The organism is Cytobacillus sp. FSL R5-0377 (genome assembly GCF_038004385.1).
Lineage (GTDB): Bacteria > Bacillota > Bacilli > Bacillales > Cytobacillaceae > Cytobacillus.
On sequence record NZ_JBBORA010000001.1, the window covers coordinates 1,146,860 to 1,168,234 of the forward strand.

At 41.2% G+C, this 21,375-nt stretch carries 18 protein-coding genes; 3 read left to right on the top strand and 15 right to left on the bottom strand.

What is annotated here, in order from left to right:
- Nucleotides 1–53: 53 nt before the first annotated feature.
- Nucleotides 54–791 carry a serine aminopeptidase domain-containing protein gene (locus NSQ49_RS05735; protein WP_159868815.1) on the bottom strand — a complete coding sequence of 246 codons (738 nt, stop codon included), beginning with the start codon at nt 789–791 and terminating at the stop codon, nt 54–56.
- 181 nt (nt 792–972) lie between these two features.
- Between NSQ49_RS05735 and NSQ49_RS05740 the strand changes: the two genes are divergently transcribed.
- Nucleotides 973–1,164 carry a DUF2929 family protein gene (locus NSQ49_RS05740; RefSeq protein WP_159868818.1) on the top strand — a complete coding sequence of 64 codons (192 nt, stop codon included), beginning with the start codon at nt 973–975 and terminating at the stop codon, nt 1,162–1,164.
- 68 nt (nt 1,165–1,232) lie between these two features.
- On the opposite strand, the gene clpB is transcribed toward NSQ49_RS05740, so the two are convergent.
- The 12 genes from clpB to NSQ49_RS05800 form a co-directional block, all read right to left on the bottom strand.
- The gene (gene clpB, locus NSQ49_RS05745; protein ID WP_159868821.1) at nt 1,233–3,830 is read right to left on the bottom strand and encodes an ATP-dependent chaperone ClpB; all 2,598 of its coding nucleotides are present in this window, start codon (nt 3,828–3,830) and stop codon (nt 1,233–1,235) included.
- A 158-nt stretch (nt 3,831–3,988) separates the two neighbouring features.
- The gene (locus NSQ49_RS05750; RefSeq protein WP_048010977.1) at nt 3,989–4,168 is read right to left on the bottom strand and encodes a YjzC family protein; all 180 of its coding nucleotides are present in this window, start codon (nt 4,166–4,168) and stop codon (nt 3,989–3,991) included.
- A 498-nt stretch (nt 4,169–4,666) separates the two neighbouring features.
- A complete protein-coding gene (gene argF, locus NSQ49_RS05755) occupies nt 4,667–5,623 on the bottom strand; it encodes an ornithine carbamoyltransferase (RefSeq protein ID WP_251283058.1) in 957 nt (318 codons plus the stop codon).
- Nucleotides 5,620–8,745 carry a carbamoyl phosphate synthase large subunit gene (locus NSQ49_RS05760; protein WP_251283057.1) on the bottom strand — a complete coding sequence of 1,042 codons (3,126 nt, stop codon included), beginning with the start codon at nt 8,743–8,745 and terminating at the stop codon, nt 5,620–5,622. The genes argF and NSQ49_RS05760 overlap by 4 nt, the downstream gene beginning before the upstream one ends.
- On the bottom strand, nt 8,738–9,817 hold the full coding sequence (locus tag NSQ49_RS05765; RefSeq protein WP_159868829.1) for a carbamoyl phosphate synthase small subunit: 1,080 nt from the start codon (nt 9,815–9,817) through the stop codon (nt 8,738–8,740). The genes NSQ49_RS05760 and NSQ49_RS05765 overlap by 8 nt, the downstream gene beginning before the upstream one ends.
- Nucleotides 9,818–9,894: 77 nt before the next feature.
- Nucleotides 9,895–11,052: an acetylornithine transaminase gene (locus NSQ49_RS05770; RefSeq protein ID WP_159868832.1), complete on the bottom strand. Its 1,158-nt coding sequence runs from the start codon at nt 11,050–11,052 to the stop codon at nt 9,895–9,897.
- On the bottom strand, nt 11,049–11,822 hold the full coding sequence (gene argB / locus NSQ49_RS05775) for an acetylglutamate kinase (protein WP_159868835.1): 774 nt from the start codon (nt 11,820–11,822) through the stop codon (nt 11,049–11,051). Before argB ends, NSQ49_RS05770 begins: the two co-directional genes overlap by 4 nt.
- A gap of 12 nt (nt 11,823–11,834) precedes the next feature.
- A complete protein-coding gene (argJ, locus tag NSQ49_RS05780) occupies nt 11,835–13,064 on the bottom strand; it encodes a bifunctional ornithine acetyltransferase/N-acetylglutamate synthase (protein WP_251283056.1) in 1,230 nt (409 codons plus the stop codon).
- Nucleotides 13,065–13,078: 14 nt separating this feature from the next.
- Nucleotides 13,079–14,110 carry an N-acetyl-gamma-glutamyl-phosphate reductase gene (gene argC / locus NSQ49_RS05785; RefSeq protein ID WP_159868841.1) on the bottom strand — a complete coding sequence of 344 codons (1,032 nt, stop codon included), beginning with the start codon at nt 14,108–14,110 and terminating at the stop codon, nt 13,079–13,081.
- 188 nt (nt 14,111–14,298) lie between these two features.
- Nucleotides 14,299–15,018: a YwiC-like family protein gene (locus NSQ49_RS05790; protein ID WP_159868844.1), complete on the bottom strand. Its 720-nt coding sequence runs from the start codon at nt 15,016–15,018 to the stop codon at nt 14,299–14,301.
- A gap of 131 nt (nt 15,019–15,149) precedes the next feature.
- Complete coding sequence (gene mobB / locus NSQ49_RS05795; protein ID WP_341070533.1) at nt 15,150–15,713, bottom strand: molybdopterin-guanine dinucleotide biosynthesis protein B; 564 nt, start codon at nt 15,711–15,713, stop codon at nt 15,150–15,152.
- Nucleotides 15,701–16,966, bottom strand: a complete 1,266-nt coding sequence (locus NSQ49_RS05800; RefSeq protein WP_159868850.1) for a molybdopterin molybdotransferase MoeA — start codon at nt 16,964–16,966, stop codon at nt 15,701–15,703. Before NSQ49_RS05800 ends, mobB begins: the two co-directional genes overlap by 13 nt.
- A 211-nt stretch (nt 16,967–17,177) precedes the next feature.
- Here NSQ49_RS05800 and ric point away from each other — a divergent pair, with 211 nt between their 5' ends.
- A complete protein-coding gene (gene ric, locus NSQ49_RS05805; RefSeq protein ID WP_159868853.1) occupies nt 17,178–17,870 on the top strand; it encodes an iron-sulfur cluster repair di-iron protein in 693 nt (230 codons plus the stop codon).
- Nucleotides 17,871–17,979: 109 nt separating this feature from the next.
- On the opposite strand, the gene moaA is transcribed toward ric, so the two are convergent.
- Nucleotides 17,980–18,996 carry a GTP 3',8-cyclase MoaA gene (gene moaA / locus NSQ49_RS05810; protein ID WP_251283054.1) on the bottom strand — a complete coding sequence of 339 codons (1,017 nt, stop codon included), beginning with the start codon at nt 18,994–18,996 and terminating at the stop codon, nt 17,980–17,982.
- 285 nt (nt 18,997–19,281) lie between these two features.
- Between moaA and NSQ49_RS05815 the strand changes: the two genes are divergently transcribed.
- Nucleotides 19,282–19,983: a Crp/Fnr family transcriptional regulator gene (locus tag NSQ49_RS05815; RefSeq protein WP_251283053.1), complete on the top strand. Its 702-nt coding sequence runs from the start codon at nt 19,282–19,284 to the stop codon at nt 19,981–19,983.
- A gap of 31 nt (nt 19,984–20,014) precedes the next feature.
- Here the strand turns inward: NSQ49_RS05815 and NSQ49_RS05820 are convergent, their stop codons facing one another.
- Complete coding sequence (locus NSQ49_RS05820; protein ID WP_251283052.1) at nt 20,015–21,142, bottom strand: TIGR04053 family radical SAM/SPASM domain-containing protein; 1,128 nt, start codon at nt 21,140–21,142, stop codon at nt 20,015–20,017.
- Between the last annotated feature and the right edge of the window lie 233 nt (nt 21,143–21,375).

Below are 21,375 nucleotides of genomic sequence, written 5' to 3' on the forward strand. Positions count from 1 at the left end.
TATACTATGCTCAAAGGATTGTCCTTATTTCTTTACTGAATTGCAGCAGATTTTCATAGGATTTTTTCATATTTTCTAAAGAAGCTTGTCATTTGAGAGGATATTCTTTGTTTTTTATCTGGGAGGATATAAAATACAGAGATAGGGCAATTTTCATTTTCCCATTGAATTGATCGCTTCTTTAAATAATCCGATTGCTTGTAAGCTCTGCCACCGGCCAAAACCTGAATGATTCTGACGGGAACTTTAAGGCCGGATGTGAGGTTTTTTTCTTGTTTGCTGAGCAAATCCGCTATATTATCCGTTTCTATCTCATATGAAACTGCCAATTCTCTTAATAGTTTCTTATAAAAGAACTTATGCTCTCTTTCCTGTTCAAGGTGATGCTTTAATGAAAGAATAGGATTTATTAATACGGCTGAACGGATTAAATCACCCATTTCATGCAATAATCTAAGTGCAACCAATGCTCCCATGCCCTCAGCAATAATATGAATCTTTTCGTTTATAATTTCAGTGCGCAGGATATGCTCATACAAGTACTTAGCTTTCTCAACAGCCCGATCACTGCCCCAGTGCCTTCCATATAGATTTGAATAAAAAATGGTATAGCCATCTTGTCTTAGTTTCTTAATTAATGAATGTTTCCCTTCATTTTGAGTCCAAAAACTGCAGTTAGCGTCAACAAAGTGCCGATCATCCCCAATAATCAGAATACCGAAACCACTTGGTTTATCTGGGTAATGAATCATGCACCATTCTGTATCCAGCTGGAAGTTCCGGCTTTCCATAGTAAAACTCCTTTGCAAGTTTGTTCATAATATACTGTATGTATACCAACTTAAAATGAAAGGGAGATTTGCCTACTTTTAGACAAGTTCATCAATGGGCTGAAAAGAGAAAAAATAAATTTATTTCTTTAATGGGTTATGCTAATATGAAAAGGGATTAATTATGTTAGAGGTGAAATAGATGAGATTCTTTTGGACATTTTTCTGGACTTTCCTTCTTGTTCAAATGTTAACGTATGTAGTTTCCTCAATGCTTGGAACGTCTTACGATTTTGTAACCGGCACCATTTTGGCAGTTGCAACAACTGTTTTAATTTTTGTTGTCGCTTCCATCATTCCTGAAGGTCCTGTTGAAAAAGAGGGAATTCATTAATCTGCACCTTTGCAGGAAATGAAAAGAGTCATCCTGTTTATTCAGGATGATTCTTTTCATTTAAGTCCTTATTTTACCAGCAGTTCAATTTTGCCGTTATCTGCGGAAATAATAACTTCACTGTGATCTTTAATTTCTCCTGCAATTATTTTGCGGGCGAGTCCCGTTTCAACGTTCCTTTGGATAAACCGTTTGAGCGGCCGGGCGCCATAGACAGGATCAAATCCGTTTTCTGCAATATATTCTCTAGCATCCTCATTTATACTTAACTTAATATGCTGATCTGATAATCTTGCTTGAAGATGAGTGATTAATTTTAGTACAATACCCTTTATTTCATTGAGGGTTAATGGCTTAAACAAGATAATTTCGTCCACTCTATTTAAAAATTCCGGGCGGAAATGGCTTCTCAGCTGTCCGAGTACATTGTCTCTGGTTTCTTCAGTTATGTCTGCCCCATTGGCAGAGCGTTCCAGAAGGAATTGGGAGCCAATATTGGAAGTCATTATGATAACAGTATTTTTAAAATCAACCGTGCGGCCCTGTGAGTCAGTTATTCTTCCATCATCAAGCATCTGCAGCAGGATATTAAATACTTCAGGGTGAGCCTTCTCAATTTCATCAAGCAGGATTACTGAATATGGCTTTCTTCTGACAGCTTCTGTCAGCTGACCGCCTTCCTCATAACCTACATACCCCGGAGGAGCGCCTATCAATCTTGATACAGCGTGTTTTTCCATATATTCGGACATATCAATTCTAATTATTTGTTCTTCGCTATCGAACAATGACTGTGCAAGTGCCTTAGCTAACTCTGTCTTTCCCACTCCGGTTGGACCCAGGAAGATAAAGGAACCAATGGGGCGGTTCGGATCTTTAATTCCTGCTCTGGCTCTCAGGACAGCATCTGACACCAGCTGTACCGCCTCATCCTGGCCAATTACTCGTTCTTGAAGGATGCTTTCAAGGCGAAGGAGCTTTTCACGTTCTCCTTCAACAAGTTTAACCACGGGAATACCAGTCCATCTTGCCACTATGCCAGCAATTTCTTCTTCTGTGACTTCCTCTCTCAGCAGCCTGTCCCCTTGATTCTCATTAACGGCTTGTTCTAGCTCTTTCAATTCCTTTTCCATAGCAGGAATTCTTCCATGGCGAAGTTCCGCAGCTTTATTCAAGTCATAATTATTTTCGGCCTCATCCAGTTCGCGGCGCATTATCTCCAGCTGCTCCCGCTTTTCCTGGACTTTTTGGATTCCTTCTTTTTCAAGCTGCCATTTTGCTTTCATGCTATTTGCCTGATCTTTTAGTTCGGCAAGTTCTTTTTGGAGGTCTCCTAGTCTCTGCTTGCTTGCTTCATCACTTTCTTTTCTTAGTGCAGCTTCTTCTATTTCCAGCTGCATGACCCTTCTTGTAACCTCATCAAGCTCGGATGGCATTGAATCAATCTCCGTCCTTATCATTGCACAGGCTTCGTCCACCAGGTCAATAGCCTTATCGGGAAGGAATCTATCTGTAATATACCTGTCTGATAATGTTGCGGCAGCCACTAAAGCACGATCGTGGATGTTGACTCCATGATGAATTTCAAAGCGCTCCTTCAGTCCTCTGAGAATGGAGATTGTATCCTCTGCATCCGGCTCCTGCACTAATACCTGCTGAAAACGCCGTTCGAGGGCAGGATCTTTTTCAATATATTTGCGATGCTCTTCAAGTGTGGTAGCTCCAATACAATGCAATTCGCCTCTTGCAAGCATAGGCTTCAGCATATTCCCAGCATCCATTGCTCCTTCTGTCTTGCCCGCTCCCACGATTGTATGCAGCTCGTCAATAAAAAGAAGAATTCTGCCTTCGCTTTTCTTTATCTCATTTAATACAGCTTTTAGTCTTTCTTCGAATTCCCCCCGGAATTTGGCCCCTGCAATCAAGGAGCTCATATCAAGTGCAAAAATGGTTTTATCCTTGAGGCCCTCAGGTACATCCTTACGTACAATTCTCTGTGCCAGTCCTTCAACAATAGCTGTCTTGCCTACCCCCGGTTCCCCTATCAGCACTGGATTATTTTTTGTTTTTCTTGAAAGGATGCGAATGACATGCCTGATTTCGCTATCCCGCCCTATTACAGGATCTACTTTTCCCTGCTTGACCTCTGCAACAAGATCTCTTCCATATTTTTTTAAAGCCTCATATGTTGATTCCGGATTTTGCGATGTCACCCTCTGATTCCCCCTAATTTCCTTAATCGCCTGCTCCACTTGTTCCTGATTGATTCCGTATGTCTTTAAAACAGCTGCAGTTTCAGAATCCGCTGATGCAGCAGCTTGGAATACATGCTCTACTGACATGAAATCATCCTGATAAATTTTCATTTTATTTTCTGCTTCTGCCAGCAGCCGCTGCAGTTTACCGGTTATATACAGTTTTCCTTGTTCCGTTCCCGAACCGGATACTTGCGGTTTCTTTCTCATTGCTTCCTGCATTTTATCAAGAAAGAAATCGGCCGGAATCTCCATTTTTGACAGAATTAATGAAACAAGGCTGTTTTCCTGCTCCAGTAAAGCCAGGAATAAATGGGCTTCATCCACCTCCTGATGCTGCTCACGGACAGCTATGGACTGTGCATTCATTAACCCTTCCTGAAGCCGTTCTGTCATCCGATTTATATCCATTATGGAACCTCCCTTTTTGACCTTTTTTGACCTTTTATTTTATTATAATTCAATCTTTTCATATGTAAAGTTTTCAGCTATTACCATATCCAAAAAGCCATCCGCAAATGGGATGGCTCTATTTCTTATTTCCCCATTTTCCAGTTAATTAATCAGAATCAGGGCTTTCTTTTATATGTCCAAATGCGGTTATGATTGGATGTTTCCGGGAATTGATCTCCAGCTCTCATTTTAAGCATTTGCGGATTATTGACGTTGCTTCCCGTTTCGCCAATTTCTATATAAATTCCATTATTAGGCGCTTTCTGGCCAGGCTTAAATTGTCTATTTTGCCCCATGCCCAATACCTCCTTTAATCGTAAATCACTTATTATTATTTCCACTCTTGCATCTCTCATGAGGGAAACTATTGGCAGTCATTTAAAGCATGGAAAAAGAATTCTGCCTTCATGTTTATTTGAAACGGAGGGATTGTGCGGGTTTATTTGCGGCTGATTTTCTGACATTCCTAAATACTGAATTTGGGGATAAATTCAGGAACTTACTGAGCCTATCCTTTTTCTACCCGGCACAGGAAATTGCCCAGCATTTATTCGGGCTTATATAGGGTATATTGTGAGGCTGATACAAAGCGGTGGTGCATAGGATCCTAACCTGAATAGGCCTTGACGTATACCACAGCCTTTTTCGCCCATTTCACTGAAATGGATTGTAAATATTATGGATAAGTCATCCTGAAGTATTTTTGTGATTTATTGTTATGCTTTTGGACCTCTTGTGTTATTCTCATCTTACTAACAAGGCCTTCTCAACAACTGAGAAGGCCTTGTTCATTATTATAATATCTCTGAAAGAATGGCTTTTTGTACGTGAAGTCTGTTTCCAGCCTGCTGAAACACGGCAGAGTTTTTTCCATCAATGACCTCCGCTGTAACTTCCTCACCGCGATGGGCAGGGAGACAATGCAAAAAGACATAATCTTTTTTGGCTTTTTGGACAAGATATTCATTAACCTGAAAATCAGCAAAGTCTTTGAGCCTTTTGTCATTTTCAGCTTCCTGGCCCATGCTCGTCCATACATCTGTATAGATGGCATCAGCATTAGCAGAGGCTTCTTCAGGTTTGGATGTGATGATTACCTTTGAACCGCTTAATTCAGCAAACTCCAATGATTGGTTAAGCACACCTTGGTCAGGCTCATACCCTTCAGGACAGGCAATCGTGATATTTACCCCCATCTTGGCAGAAGCAATCATTAGAGAATGTGCCACATTATTGCCATCACCTACATATACCAGATTTTGTCCTTTTAACTCTCCATTTTTCTCTTCGAGTGTAAGGAGATCGGCAAGAGCCTGGCATGGATGATATAGATCTGTTAGGCCGTTAATAACCGGAATGTCTGCATGATATGCGAGTTCCTGGATCTTATCATGGGAGAACGTTCGGATCATAATTGCATCAACGTACTGTGAAAGCACTTTAGCTGTATCCGCAATGCTTTCTCCTCTTCCAAGCTGCAGATCCTGGCTATTTAAATATAAGGCATGCCCCCCAAGCTGCAGCATTCCAGCTTCAAAGGAAACTCTAGTGCGGGTAGATGACTTTTCAAAAATCATGCCAAGAATTTTGCCTTTTAGGATAGAAGTTTCTGCCCCTTGCAGATGAGCTTCCTTTAATTGCTTTGCTTTTTCCAAAAGTCCCTTTATTTCGTCTGCAGTAAAGTCGGCAAGTGTTAGAAGGTCCTTTCCTTTTATATTTAAGCCCTTTTTCGCTTCCTGAATTGAAATCATATAACGCCCACTTCCTTTTCTCCCATATTATGTTTTGCGCCCTGCCAATCTTCAATGGAATTAACATCCCACTCGCCTGCTGTCATCGATTTTAATAAGGCAATAAGCGTTTCCTTCTCACTGAAAGTCAAAATTCTGTTTTTTGTTCCCATTTCTCTCATTTTTTTATCTGCTTCACTCATTCCGGGATTATATAAAGCAAAGGTTTCCTGAGCACTCCAGTCCATATTGTCTTGAGTCAGAAGAACCGGCACAGCTTTCACCTGATTAATATAATGTGTTAATTCGTCTGTATTTGAAGAATTTGCTATTACAATACATTTGCCCTTAACACCATTCAAGCTGGCATGGAAGGACTTTCTGACAGCTTCCTCATAATTTGGTGCCAGCGAAATGCCCTCACCTGTAGATTTCATTTCAGGACCCACTTTGCTGTCCAATCCCTTTAGTGCATAATTCGAGAAGACCGGGAATTTCACACATACAAATGGGAGTTTCCCTGCTGCCGGAATTTCATCTTTCGACAATTTATATTTCCCAAGCAATATTTTTGTCGCAATCTCCACCAGCTGCACGCCTGTGACCTTGCTGATAATAGGGACCGTTCTGCTTGCACGCGGGTTAATTTCCAGTATTAATACCTCTTCACCATTCACGATAAATTGAATATTCATAAGGCCTTTATAATGAAGCTTTTGCACAATTGCTTTTGCATAGGCCAGCATTTTATTCTTTACTTGTTCTGAAAGACTTTGAGGCGGGAGAACTGACATGCTGTCTCCTGAGTGCACTCCAGTTTTTTCAATATGCTCCATAATTGCAGGTGCACAGATATAGTTTCCGTCTGCTGCCAGATCAAGTTCAGCTTCTAATGCATGGACGAATTGATCAATTAATATAGGATAAGGGATATCCCCCTTCTTTAAATAGCGCTCCAGCTCGAACGAAGAAGAAATACGTTCCATTCCTCTGCCGCCTATAACATACGATGGGCGGACCAAAATCGGGAATCCAATCTTTTTGGCTGCTGCTTTTAACTCTGCTTCTGTGTGGACGACATCACCTTTTATCCTCGGGATATTTAAATCATCCAATAACTGATAAAAGAGCTTGCGGTCCTCTAATGCATCAATGGTCTTTGAGTCCGTTCCGAGCAGGGTAACTCCACAATCCTCCAGTTCCGACGCAAGATTCAGGGCTGTCTGCCCTCCAAGCTGCACAATGGCTTCTGAAATACCTTCTGCTTCAATCACATTCAGAATATCCTCAAGAATCAGCGGTTCAAAATAAAGTCTGTCAGCTGTTGTATAATCCGTACTAACCGTTTCAGGATTATTGTTGATCATGATTGTCTCTACGCCTTCATCCTTTAACGCAAAGACTCCTTGGACGGAGCAATAATCAAATTCAATGCCCTGGCCAATCCTGATGGGGCCGCTTCCGATAATCAGAACTTTTTTCTTATCACTCTTCACCTGTTCATTTTCGCCAAAATAACTGGAATAGTAATAATTAGATTGTGCTTCGAATTCAGCTGCACAGGTGTCAACCATTTTATAAGCAGGAAGAATGCCTGCTTCTTTCCGTTTTTCCCTGACTGCTTTCTCCGACACTTTCCATTCCAAGGCAAGAAACTTATCACTGAAGCCCTTTTCTTTAAAAAGCTGCAGTTCCTCTTTTGTTGCTTCATCAAGTGTTAAGGAAGCAATTTGTCTTTCCATCTTTACCATTTCATTAAGTGTATTGAGATAGAAATAATCTATTTTTGTGATGGTATGCAAATCTTCCAATGAGTAATTTCTCCGGAGTAATTCAATCACGGTAAAAAATCTCTCATCGGTTTGCTTTAACAGCAGTTCCTCAAGTGAAGCAATCGATTTAGCTGATAAGCCGGGGGATTTTAAATCATATCCCTTCACTTCAAGTGAATGAATGGCTTTTAAAAGAGCCCGCTCCAGATTCCGGTCAATCCCCATTACCTCACCGGTAGCTTTCATTTGTGTTCCGAGCCTGCGGTCTGCAGAAGGAAATTTATCAAAAGGCCATTTTGGAAATTTAACAATGACATAATCGAGAGCTGGTTCAAAGCTTGCGAAAGTGTCTCCTGTTACAGGATTAATGATCTCCGATAAGTTATACCCGACTGCAAGCTTTGCTGCCATTCTGGCAATTGGATAGCCTGTTGCTTTGGAAGCAAGGGCAGATGACCTGCTGACTCTTGGATTTACTTCAATCAAGTAATAATTTCTGCTATGCGGATCCAGGGCGAATTGAATGTTGCAGCCTCCAATAATGCCCAGTTCTGAAATGATTTTAATGGATGCCGTCCGGAGCATCTGGTACTCATCATCAGTTAAAGTCTGGGAAGGTGCGACAACAATTGAATCACCGGTATGAATTCCCACGGGATCAATATTTTCCATATTGCAAATCGTAATGCACGTATTCTGTGAATCCCGCATAACCTCGTACTCAACTTCCTTAAATCCTGCTATGCTTTTCTCAACCAGGCATTGGCTTATCGCACTCTCTTTTAATCCTCCCTTCACCAGAGAAGTCAGTTCATCAAAATCTCCTGCAATTCCCCCGCCTGTTCCGCCAAGGGTATAGGCTGGACGTACGATAATGGGGAATCCAATTTCATGGGCAAATTGAACAGCTTCTTCCACTTCATGGACAATAATGCTTTCAGGAACAGGCTCGTTAAGCTCGTTCATCAGTTTTCGAAAGGCTTCCCGGTCTTCGCCTTTCTTAATGGACTCAATACTGCTGCCCAAAAGCTTCACTCCATACCGTTCAAGCACACCTGATTCACTCAATTTAAAAGCAAGATTCAATCCAGTCTGTCCTCCCAATGTGGCAAGCAGGCCATCTGGACGTTCTTTCTTAATAATCTTTTCAAGGCTGTCAGCAGTCATTGGCTCGAAATAGACTTGATCAGCAAAGGCTTTGTCTGACATGATGGTAGCCGGGTTGTTATTAACAAGAATAACCTTATAACCTTCTTCCTTTAATGCTGCGCAGGCCTGTGTTCCTGCATAATCAAATTCTGCTGCCTGCCCGATGACAATCGGGCCTGAGCCAATAACTAATATGGATTGGATGCTGGTGTCTTTAGGCATAAGCGAAAACTCTCCTATTCTCCTCTTGAATCATGTTCATAAACTCATCAAAAATATAATCGCCATCCGCAGGTCCCGGACGAGCTTCCGGATGAAACTGCACCGTATGGATTGGCAGGACCTTATGCATAAGTCCCTCAATTGACTGGTCATGAAGATTTACATAACGTGTTTTAAACCCTGTATCCTTGATGCTTTCTTCATCAACCACATAACTGTGATTTTGTGATGACATAAAGACAGTGCCCTTCTTCATATCAGCAATCGGGTGGTTGGCACCCCTATGGCCAAATGACAGTTTCTTTGTATTGCCTCCAAATGCTAAAGCTGCCAGCTGATGACCAAGGCAAATTCCTAATGCCGGATACACCTCCAGCACCTTTTTTAGTTCCGGGAGTATGTTTATTAATTCTTTTGGATCTCCAGGTCCGTTTGAGAGCACCACACCATCTGGGCTGAGATTTTTTATCTGTGCGAAGCTTGTATTGTAAGGAACTGATGTAATCTTGCACGCTCTTTTCAGCAGGGAGTCCACAATAGATTTTTTTGCACCAAAATCATAGACAACTATATGAATGTTTCCTTCTCCAAAGCTCTCTATAGCTTGGGATGAGACTTTACAGACTTTATCATCCTTCGGCAGCAGCAATCCGGCAGCTGCTGTTTTTGAGGTGGTCATTTTTGCCGGCATACTGCCTTCGGAACGGATTTTCTTTACTATGGAGCGGGTATCCACATGCCCTAATAATGGAATATCCCATTTTTGCAAATATTCCTGAAGTGAATAAGCGGATTTATAATGTGATGGATTTCTGCTCCCTTCATAAACAATAACACCAGCAGCATGAGGCTTTTTGCTCTCAAAATCGAATTCATTAATTCCGTAATTTCCGATTAAAGGGTATGTGAATACAATAATTTGGTCTTTATAAGAAGGATCGGTCAATACTTCCTGATAACCTGTCATTCCTGTAAAAAAAACGATTTCCCCTTCTATATCCTTTTCAGGCTGATCCGTCAGCCATTGGCCCTTATAGGAATGGCCGCTATTTAAATGAAGATATCCTTCCATTCTCAACACCTCGATGCTATCTGTATATTTATATAAATTTATTAATTTTTATTCATTCATATGAAAAATAATACAGCTTAAACAGCTGACTTTGATAATTCCTTAAATGTGGATTGCAGAATTTGCACCGCTGTATCTATTTCAGATTTTGAGGCTGTCAAGGGAGGAAGCAGCCGTAAAACATTATCTCCTGCAGGCAATGCCAGCAAACCATTATTTCTTAACTCTTTTAACAAAGATGGAAGGGGAATATCAGATTCAATACCAGTCATCAAACCAAGATTTCGAATTTCCTTAACAGCTGGTATCTGTTCAAGCGATTCGGCCAATTTGTCAGCAAGTAAAGCACTTTTTTCCTGTACAGCATGTAAAAAGTCATCATCAAATATTGTCTTCATTGTTGCAATAGCAGCTGCAATGCTGATCGGGTTTCCGCCGAATGTTGATCCATGGCTTCCTGGTCCAAATACCTCTTCTAATGTTCTTTTTCCAATCACCGCGCCGATAGGCATTCCGCTGCCCAGTCCTTTAGCGGCGGTTACGATATCGGGAGTTAGATTAAAATGCTGAAATCCGAAGGCTTTGCCCGTTCTGCCAATGCCGGTCTGTATTTCATCAATTATCAGGAGCGCACCGTATTCTTTGCAAAGATGTTCAATTTCTGCAAGAAACTCCTGATTCCCAATGTGAATACCGCCTTCACCCTGTACAATTTCCAGCATAACTGCGGCGGTTTCTGAATCCATTTCATCTCTCAATGCATGAATATCATTAAAGGGAACATATTTAAATGTTTCCAGCATGGACCCATAGCCGTTTTTTATTTTATCCTGGCCGGTAGCAGCCATAGTTGCGAAGGTCCTCCCATGGAATGATTGCTGAAAAGTAATGATTTTTTCACGTCCGGTTGCTTTTCTTGCAAGTTTAATCGCTGCTTCATTTGCTTCCGCACCGCTGTTGGAAAAGAACACAAGGTCCATGCCAGCAGCTTCAGAGAGAGCTTTAGCAGCAGTCTCCTGCTGATCCTGTATAAATAAATTGGAAACATGCCAGAATTTATTCAGCTGTTCATTAATTGATTTTTGAACAGCTTCCGGACGGTGACCAAGATTGCATACTCCAATTCCTGATGTGAAGTCCAGATAGCGCTTCCCATTTTTATCGTAAAGATAACTTCCTTCTGCTTTTTCCGGCTCCACTTCCCACCGTGCATACGTTGGAAATAAATTACTCAAGTTAAGACCTCCTTCTTGGCAGATATGTTCGTCCCGATCCATATGCCATCCTCATAAAACTTATCTTTACCTGATACAATCATTACGCTGTTAAGCCCGCTGCTGATCAGGTTCAATGCAGACGTAACTTTTGGAATCATTCCTCCGGTGATTTTTTTATCGTTAATATGCTGTTCAATTTCTTTCCCGTCCAGCTGCTGAGCCAGGTTTCCGTCAATATAAATGCCTCTTACATCCGTTACAAAGATGCAATGTTCAGCTTTAATGGCATTGGCAACAGCTGCAGCGGCATAGTCGGCATTTATATTTAACTTCGTGCCTCCTTCTGAAGCAGCAATAGGAGTAATAACAGGTACCAGGTCTTCATTAAATAACATTTTTAGTACTGACTGATCAACAGAGGTAATTTCCCCCACCAGCCCAAGCTCATTCTGATTGATACATTCTGCCTTTAGCAATCCGGCATCGCTGCCGTTTACTCCAAAGCCCCTCAAGCCATGCTGTTCGAGCATCGAAGTAAGTTTGCGGTTGGATTGTCCTGCCAAAACCATCTCTGCCACCTTCAGAACTTCCGGAGTCGTCTTTCTAAGCCCGTTTACAAATTCATGCTGAATATTATAAAGTCCCAGCAAGCTGTTAATTGCCGGTCCTCCTCCATGAACAAAAACAATCTGGTATCCTTCTTTTTTTAAAACTAAAAGACTATCAAAAAAAGCTTCTCCCAATTCTTCCATTACACTGCCGCCGCATTTAATCACTATACTTTTCATAAGTCATCCCCTTCAGGTACGGTAGCTTGCATTGATTTTGACATAATCATAGGATAAGTCACATCCCCAGGCTTTTCCTTTACCTGCTCCCTGATGAAGATCTACAGTAATTTGAATGACGGAATTTGATAAGTACTCTTTTGCTTCTTCTTCAGAAAATGCCAGTGGAACACTATTTTTCAGCATGACTATAGGTCCGATTGCGATATCCACCGAAGACGGATTAATAGCCGGCTGGCTCTGTCCGATTGCTCCTATGATTCTCCCCCAGTTGGCATCAGCTCCATATATGGCAGTCTTTACAAGGTTTGAGCCGACAATTTGCTTGGCAATTATTCTTGCCTCATCATCGTTTTTGGTTCCCGACACCTCCACCTCGATCAGCTTTGTTGCTCCTTCTCCATCTTTGGCTATCTGTTTGGCAAGACTCTCACACGTTTTGGAAAGCATCTGTATAAATACATCCCACTCCGGGTGCTTTGGTGAAAGTTTGTTGGCAGAGCTGACTCCATTAGCCATAACCATTACCATATCATTTGTTGAAGTATCCCCATCAACGGTTATCTGATTGAACGTTCGGTCGGTAACCTGTTTTAAGGCCATTTGCAAATCATAGCTTTCTATATTGGCATCTGTTGTAATAAAGGCAAGCATGGTTGCCATATTGGGATGAATCATTCCTGAACCCTTAGCCGACCCGCCCATCGTGACTTTTTTTCCATCAATATCTGCCGAGTAGCAGCACTTTTTCATTACTAAATCTGTTGTTAATATGGCTGTTTGAAAATCCTCCGAGTGTAATGCTTCATTGCCGGGCTTCAGCATCTTAATGCCCTTTTCAATCTTATCCATCTGCATATATTCTCCAATGACACCCGTAGAGGCAACTGCCACATGATGTTCCTTCAATTTAAACTGATCAGCAGCAGACTTTCTCATTTGATAGGCATCTTTTAGCCCCTGATCCCCAGTACAGGCATTGGCACACGCACTATTTACAATAACAGCCTGAATGAGCCCTTCTGCAGCAATGCTTTCCTTCGTCACTTTTAGAGGGGCCGCCTGAAAGTGGCTTGTGGTATAGACAGCTGCACATTGTGCAGGCGTATCGCTTAATATAATTCCCAAGTCCTTTTTGGAATAGCGCAGTCCTGCATGGACACCAGCTGCTGTAAAGCCTTTTGGTGTGATGATGCTTCCGGCTGGCAGTTCGGTTATTTCAGCTTGAGATACTAATTGCATTTATCTTTTCCTCCTTATGGATAGAGCGGAACAAATCCAAGTCCGGCTGTTTCATCACATCCGCTCATTATATTAGCATTTTGTACAGCCTGACCGGCAGCACCCTTCATTAAATTGTCAATCACTGAAACGATTGTCAGTCTGCCCGTTCTGGAATCTGCATGGACACCTATGTCGCAAAAATTAGAGCCAGCCACTTCTTTGATAGAAGGGAATGTATTTTCAGGCCGAATTCGAATAAATGGGTGATTTTCATAAACTGATTGATAGAGTTCAAGAATCTGAGAAGAAGTGTATTCGCTGGTCAGCTGAACGTAGCTGGTTGTCATAATGCCTCTTGTTATCGGCAGAAGATGGGTTGTGAATGTGATCGGCATTAAGGCCGAATTCCATCTCATCAGCTGCTGTTCAATTTCAGGGGTATGTTGATGCTGGTTCACCTTATATACCCGCATATTTTCATTTGCCTCCGCATAGCTCGCATTTCTTGTAAGCGCCCTTCCTGCCCCGGACACTCCTGATTTTGCATCGATGACAATGCTATCCGGCTTAATTAAATTTTCATTTACAACAGGTGCAAGACTTAGCAGAGCAGCTGTTGGATAGCACCCCGGATTGGATATGATTTCGGCTGATGCTATTTCATCATGATGCCATTCAGAAAGCCCATACACTGCTTTTTCAACTAGCGTTTCGTTTGCAGGAGTGTGTTTATACCACTTCATGTAATCTTGAGCTGGTATCCGAAGATCGCCGGATAAGTCAATTATCTTAATGTCTTTACCTGAAAAATCTTCTGCAAGTTTTCCCGATATTCCAGATGGCGTAGCCAGGAACACAATATCAGACTGATCTGCTATTTGAGCTGAATCAATTCCCTCTAAATTCTTCTCTAAGATTCCGTATAGATGCGGGTATTCATGCCATATCGGAATATCATCTTTAGTTGAATGAATAGATTTAATGTTAAATTCCGGATGCTGCTTAAGGATACGGAGCAATTCAGCTCCCCCATAACCGGTGGTACCGATAATTGAAACGTTCATAACTGCTCCCTTCACACTCTCTTGTATATTTAATCATTTATATACATATTTATGAATTTATGTTTCTCTTATTATAGAAACTGGTTAAAAAAATTGCAACCTATTTTACTGAAGTTTTTAAGATTTCTAATATTTATTTTCACCATTTCTGGATTAATTGAAAAAACCGGTCTTTTCAGAGCCGGTTCTTAAGTGTGTATGGAAAATAATAACATTAAAAAGAATATCGAAGCATTAGCTATTTCATAAATGCCAATTTTTTTAGGTGAAAATGACCTCCCATAAAATGCAATCGACCGGAAAAGGCTGGGAATAAACGCAGCAGATATAATCCATCCTCCCGCCAGCAGCCAAAGTATCGGTACCGCAGCATGAAAAATCCAGGAAATCCATTTAAAGGATCTATTTTTCTTTTCTCTTATCATGGATTTCACATAAAAGGTGCTTCCTGCAAAAAATAAAATAGATGCCGTAAATACAGTCCAGGCCATCATTGATATTTCCCCATGCGGCAAATAGCTGCTCGCAAGACCCGCTATTGAAAAGGCACAGATAGCACTAAAGTCGTTGCCTAAAGCTCTGTCTCTGTTTTTGGAAGAATAGAGCGCATTAATAATAAAAAAAGGAATCATAAGAAGTCCGAAAATGATAATCGACGGCCTATCCAGCAAAGGAATTAAAAGGAGCAAAATAGCCGGGAGAAGATAAATCGCCGTCCATTTTGCATATAAAGCCATTCTTTTTCTTTTAAAAAGAAGAAGGCCCGGATATGTGGCCAGATATAGTAATATCCAACCTAAAAAAAACGGGATATGAGACCAAATAATATCAGATGCAGCCGCTCCGAGCCAAAATGGCAGAATAAGCATAGCCCAGGCGCCATGCTGCTTCGGCATAAATAACTTCATCTATAATACCTCCCCGCTGCTTTCTGTCTTTAATATATAATCTCCCCGGCAAATTTTAAGTGAAGATTATCACTGACACACATAACGCCACAAAACGTTCAATTTTGAGAGAATAAAAAAACAGCCCAAAATTAAATTGAGCTGTTCTTGCTTCTATTTTTTTTCATTCTTTCGCTCACTAAAAACTCCACAATCCAATCAGGGCCTTTGGGATCACCAATACCGAAAAACGGGGCTTCAAGAGGTACATTATTTCCATTTACTTCTTTATTATCCCAGATGAGAACGGCACAGATATTTGTCAATTCCTTCAAAAGGTGCATATCTTCATCACTTCTAAGCAAGAGTGCCTTAGAATATGATGCCTTTTTATGACCTTCAATAAGCACGACATCCGGCTTCATGTGCAGTACAAGTTTAATTTGCTCCTCCAGGCTCCAGCTATTCTTTTCAGCATGCATAAGCAGTCTGCCTCCCCCTTCAACAAGTGAAGCGGCAGCTCCTGATTCAATATGGCTGCTGGAATCCTTTCCTTCCGGGATTTCGGGTTTGCCGCCATGGCCATGATGTTTAATGGTAATGACAGAAAGTCCCTTTTCTTTTAATCCTGTAATTAATTTATTTATCAAAGTTGTTTTTCCGCTGTTTTGATAGCCTGATACCTGAAAGATAACAGGTTCCTTTACCATGGCCATTCGCTTCCTTCATGGTCCTCAAGCAATAGGACCTCAACGATGTCCCCCTTGCCATAGCCCCTGGTACCGCCTGGCAGAATCATTAGTGAATTCGCACCGGCAAGACTCATCACAATGTTTGATTTATCCACTCCGCTTGGTGCTGCCACCAGCCGTCCTTCCAAATAATTAACAGATGTCCTGACAAATCGTGTAAATGGGTTTGCTTTTGGAAATTCTGCGACCAGCTCAGCCGTTTCTTTCCTTAAATGCGGTTTCTCAGAAAAAAGCATTTTTCGGATGATTGGTCTTGTAAAAAGCTCAAAGCCGACATAGCAGGCAGAAGGATTTCCTGAAAGTCCAAACAGCAGCTTCCCTTCATACTGTGCAACAGTCGTCACACTTCCTGGCCTCATGGCGACTTTATTAAAAAGCACCTCAGCCTGAAGCTTTTCATAAATTCCCGGCAGATAATCAAAATCACCCACGGATACACCGCCTGTAGTAATCAGCATATCCACGTCGTCCAATGCATCTTTTACAGCATTAAAACAAGTGTTAAATTCGTCAGGCAGCTTGCCATAATAAATAACTTCCGCCCCTGCCCGTTCAATTTGGGCTTTAATCATGTGCGCATTGCTGTTTCTGATTTTTCCCGGCTCCAGCGGTTCGTGGACTTCCAATAGTTCAGTGCCTGTTGCAAATAATCCAATAACAGGCTTTTTGGCAACAGGCACTTCCGCATAACCAAAGGTTGCAAGAATGGCCTGAATTCCGGGATTGATCTTAGACCCCTTCTTAACTAAAGAATCTCCTTTTTTTGCATCTTCTCCCTTGAAGGAAACATTGTCTCCAGGTTTATATGAGCGCTTAATGGACATAAATTTCTTACCATCTTCTTCATATGCTTTTGCCAGTTCAAGCATTACAACAGCATCACACTCCTCAGGCATTTGCGCACCTGTCATGATTCTTACAGCCTGGAAGGGGCCGATTTGTTTAGAAGTCACGTGTCCCGCACCAATGTGGTCTACCACCTCAAATACGACAGGATTTTCCATTGAAGCTTCCTTTGTATCTGCAGATCGGACAGCAAATCCATCATATGGTGATCGATTAAAATGAGGGACATCATGTGTCGCTTTTAAATCTTCTGCCAAAAAACGGCCATTGCTTTCATTAATGGATATGCATTCTGCACTCCCGTTTAAATGATATGCCATGACTTTTTTTACTGCTTCAGCAACAGGAATGGGAGTTCTTTTTTCCAGCATGGTATCAGCTCCTATGGACTTTTCTAATTAGATTATTATAAACGTACATGAAAATTCATAACATGACAATCGTCACACTTCCGTTTTCATATACCTTTGGGTTTACCAAAAAATTTTATAAAAAGCCTGCAAGTGTGATGTCCGTCACCAGGTTGATGCAGATAATCGTTTATTCTTTAGGTAGTTCACAAGATAGAAGGAGGAAATTTCAATGGCTATACAAATTTCAGAAGATCGTCTGGTAAAAGATATCGTAAATGAATTTCCAAAGACAAGCGATGTTTTTAAACGTCACCGCATTGATTTTTGCTGCGGCGGAAATATTCCGCTGGCGCGTGCAGTTTCAGAGCAGTCAGCGGATATGGATGTTTTAATTCACGAATTAAACGAAGTCATTCAAAAGGAAAACCCAACCGAGGATTTAGAGGTTTGGACAGACAGTACTTCAGAAGACATTATTGAACATGTCATCTATCGGTATCATCGTCCTCTTGAAGAAGAACTATCACTATTAAGCCCATATGTAACAAAGGTATCAAGAGTTCATGGTGAAAGCCATGAGGAGCTTCTTAAAGTTCATCAATTATTCTTTGAATTGAAGCACGAGCTTCTTGAACATACTTCCAAAGAAGAAGAGTCAGTTTTTCCGCTTCTGCTAAAGCTTGAAGACCCTCAGGTTAAGAATCGCGAAGAAATCATCAGTTATATCCGGGAGCTTGAGAAGGAGCATGATCATGCAGGTTCCATTTTAAAGGAATTGAGGGAGATTACAGCTGATTTTACTCCTCCAGCAGATGCATGCGGTTCTTACCGTCTTGTATATAAGCGCCTTGAAGATTTGGAAAGCCAGACATTCATGCATGTTCATCTGGAAAATAATATTCTATTCCCCCGATATATTTAAACCTGTTTATCTGCAGCCATTACAGGCTGCAGATTGTTTTTATGTTAACGGCAAAAATAAAAGCCTGCCTGCTATGGCCATTTCCCATGACACAGCAAAGCATGCTTCTTTATCCACCAATATAGGACATTTCAATCTTTTTCCTGTTTGCAGCAGTTTCCTCTGTACGTTCGTCTGAATATCTGTCTTTTCTGCCGCTCCAAATCATGATAATCCGATCGGTAATTTCTTCGTCCGTTGCGCCTTTTCTCATAAATTCCTTTATATCGTGGCCTTCTCCATTAAATAGGCACGTGAAAATTTGGCCGTTTGCTGACAATCTTGAACGAGTGCAGCTTGAACAGAAAGATTCAGAAACAGATGTAATAAACCCGACATCCACACCGCTGTCTTTATAGCGGTATCTCTTGGCCACTTCTCCGAAATAATCCGGGTCTACCGGCTCCAGCAAATAGTGTTCCTTTAAGATGTCATATATCTCTTTTTTCGTAACGACCTCGTCCATTTTCCAGCCGTTTGTGCTGCCGACATCCATGTATTCAATAAAACGGAGCTGTAAGCCATTATCCTTGCAGAACTTAGCCATAGGAACAATTTCAGAATCATTCAGGCCTTTTTTTACAACCATATTAATCTTCACGCCAAGTCCAGCTTCTTTTGCTGCTTCGATCCCTTTTAGGACTGGCTTGACACCTACATTGCGTCCGTTGATTTGTCCAAAAAGCTCATCATCCAAACTGTCGAGACTGATGTTAACCCTCAACAATCCAGCCCCCTTTAAATCCTTCGCATGTTTGGGAAGCAAGACACCATTCGTGGTCAGTCCTATATCTTTTAATCCCTCAATGTCTGATAGCATTTTGACAAGTTTAGGCATGTCCTTTCTCATGAGGGGCTCCCCGCCTGTCAACCTGATCTTCTCCACTCCAAGGCTTACGAAAATTCTAGCCAGCCTTTCAATTTCTTCATAGCTGAGAAGCTCGCTTTTTGGAAGAAAAGAAAAATCAGGACCGAAAATTTCTGCCGGCATGCAATATTGACAGCGGAAATTACAGCGGTCAATAACAGAAATTCTCAGGTCTCTTAAAGGCCTATTTAATTTATCTTTAACGATTGTTTTAGCCATTCCGTTCAACTCCATATAAAGAGTGACTTGTTTAAGCTTTCTATACAGATGTATATTTTAGCCTTTCCCTTAAAATAACAGAAATAACCCAGTATCTCAAATTAAAGGCTTTTACTATTAGAACATACAATCGATACAATGTTAATAGGGAATTGCTTCTTATTAGCTATCATTCAGCCATATCTATAGAAAATGCCACAATAAAGACACAAAAGCCGGCCATGTTTTCACTATACAAATGATATTATTGTGAAAAAAGACAGTTGTTTTATGAGGAGGATTCCCATGGCTCATAAAGCCATTAAACAAACACACTCCATTGAGATTAAAGAGCTTCTTCATTTCGCTGACCGGCATATGAAAACCCTGAAAGGAGCTTATATTTTTCAGGAAGGGATGGATGCTGATGAGTTATACATCATCCTTTCCGGCAAGATACAAATCAGCAAGATAACAGCAGATGGAAGGGAACTCACCTTCAGGTTATGCGGAGAAAATGAAATCATTGGCGAGCTGACCTTATTTACCAGTGACCCAAAATATTTATTGAATGCTTTAGTTCTGGAAGATGGTGAAGTAGCTGTGATAAAAAAAGATGTCCTGGAAAGAGAGATTTTTAAAAATAGTACTCTCGCCTATGAATTTATGAAATGGATGAGCGACCATTTCCGCAATACACAAACTAAATTCAGAGACCTCGTGCTTAATGGAAAAAAAGGTGCCCTGTATTCAACTCTTATCAGAATGACTAACAGCTATGGAGTAAAAGTGAATGGCGGCATACTCATTGATCTGCCCCTTACGAACCAGGAGCTTGGAAATTTCTGCGGCACTTCCCGGGAAAGCACCAATCGGATACTGGGTGAACTGAAGAAGGACGGCATTATTACAATAATAAATGGAAAAATTACAGTTAATGATCTCCAATACTTAAAAAATGAAATAGGCTGTGAAAATTGCCCAGCCGTATACTGCAGCATTGAATAGGAGTGCAGTCAATCTGCACCCCTGTATCCTTTTATGCTTTTTCCGTTTTCTTTCTAAGCGCCTTAGGAATATATACACAAAATGGTTCACTTTCCATATAATCTCCCGTCATGGCAAATGCACGTGATCTTGATCCTCCGCAGACATAACGGAATTCACATTGGCCGCATTTTCCTTTGTATTTATCAGGATTTCTGAGATCTTTAAAAATAGGTGAATCCCTGTATATTTCAGCGAGCGGCTGTTCCCTTACATTCCCTGCTTTAACAGGCAGCAGCCCGCTTGGATAAACGTCCCCAATGTGTGAAATGAATACAAAGCCGTTTCCATCATTTACTCCCTTTGGCGCCCTTCCTAAACCATCTATAGAACCTGTCAGCCCTTGCTGTGTAAGTGCATTGAGATAGTGAATATCCTCATTTTGAGCCTTTGCTTCCTTCATTTTTTGCTGAATGACTACTCGACGGTAATGTTGGGCTGCAGTGGTCTTAATATCGAAGGAAACCTTCTTGCTTAAATTATAAAGCCATGTAAATACCTTCTCATGCTCAACCGGTGTGATCATATCTTTTTCCTGCCCTCTCCCTGTTGGGACGAGGAAGAACACACTCCAAAGAACACATTTGAGTTCTTCTACAGCCTGGGCCATCTCCTCAAGGAAATCGATATTATAACGCGAGATAACTGTATTAATCTGAACCGGAATTTCAAGCTCGTGTAAATATTTTATCCTTTCAATCGTTAAATCAAAGGAGCCTGAAGTTCCCCTAAAATGGTCGTGAATTTCTGCATTTGGCCCATCAAGGCTAAAGGCCCATCGAGCCAGGCCGACCTGTTTGGCTTTTTCAATTGCTTCTTTAGTTACATTTGGTGTCGCACTGGGGGTCATGGAGACACGCACGCCCTTTTTCACGGCATAATCGGCAATGTTGAATACATCCTGCCTCATTAATGGGTCTCCACCTGTAAACACAAGCATAGGGTTGTTCATTTCCCTGATTTGGTCAATTAGGGCCTTTCCTTCTTCAAAGGAAAGCTCCCGCGGGTCTCTCCTATACTGCGCTTCAGCACGGCAATGCAGACATTTTAGCTGGCATGCCCTTGTTAATTCCCAGATAACAATAAAAGGGTCTTTATTAAAATCTCTATTAAATCCCATTAAAGATGCCTCCTTGACGGCCTCACTCCCGGCCATTTGTCAAAACAAAGCAGACTATTTTTTGTTTTTCATTGTTATTATAGGATAATCGGAATGTGAAATAAGTGAACTACCTCACAAGGGCAAAAAAAAAACAGCAGGAAATACTCCTGCTGTCAGACCGTAGACAAACCCCAGTTTCATTTTGTGAAACTGGGGTTTTATCATATTTTTCAGTTGGCATACCTCAATAA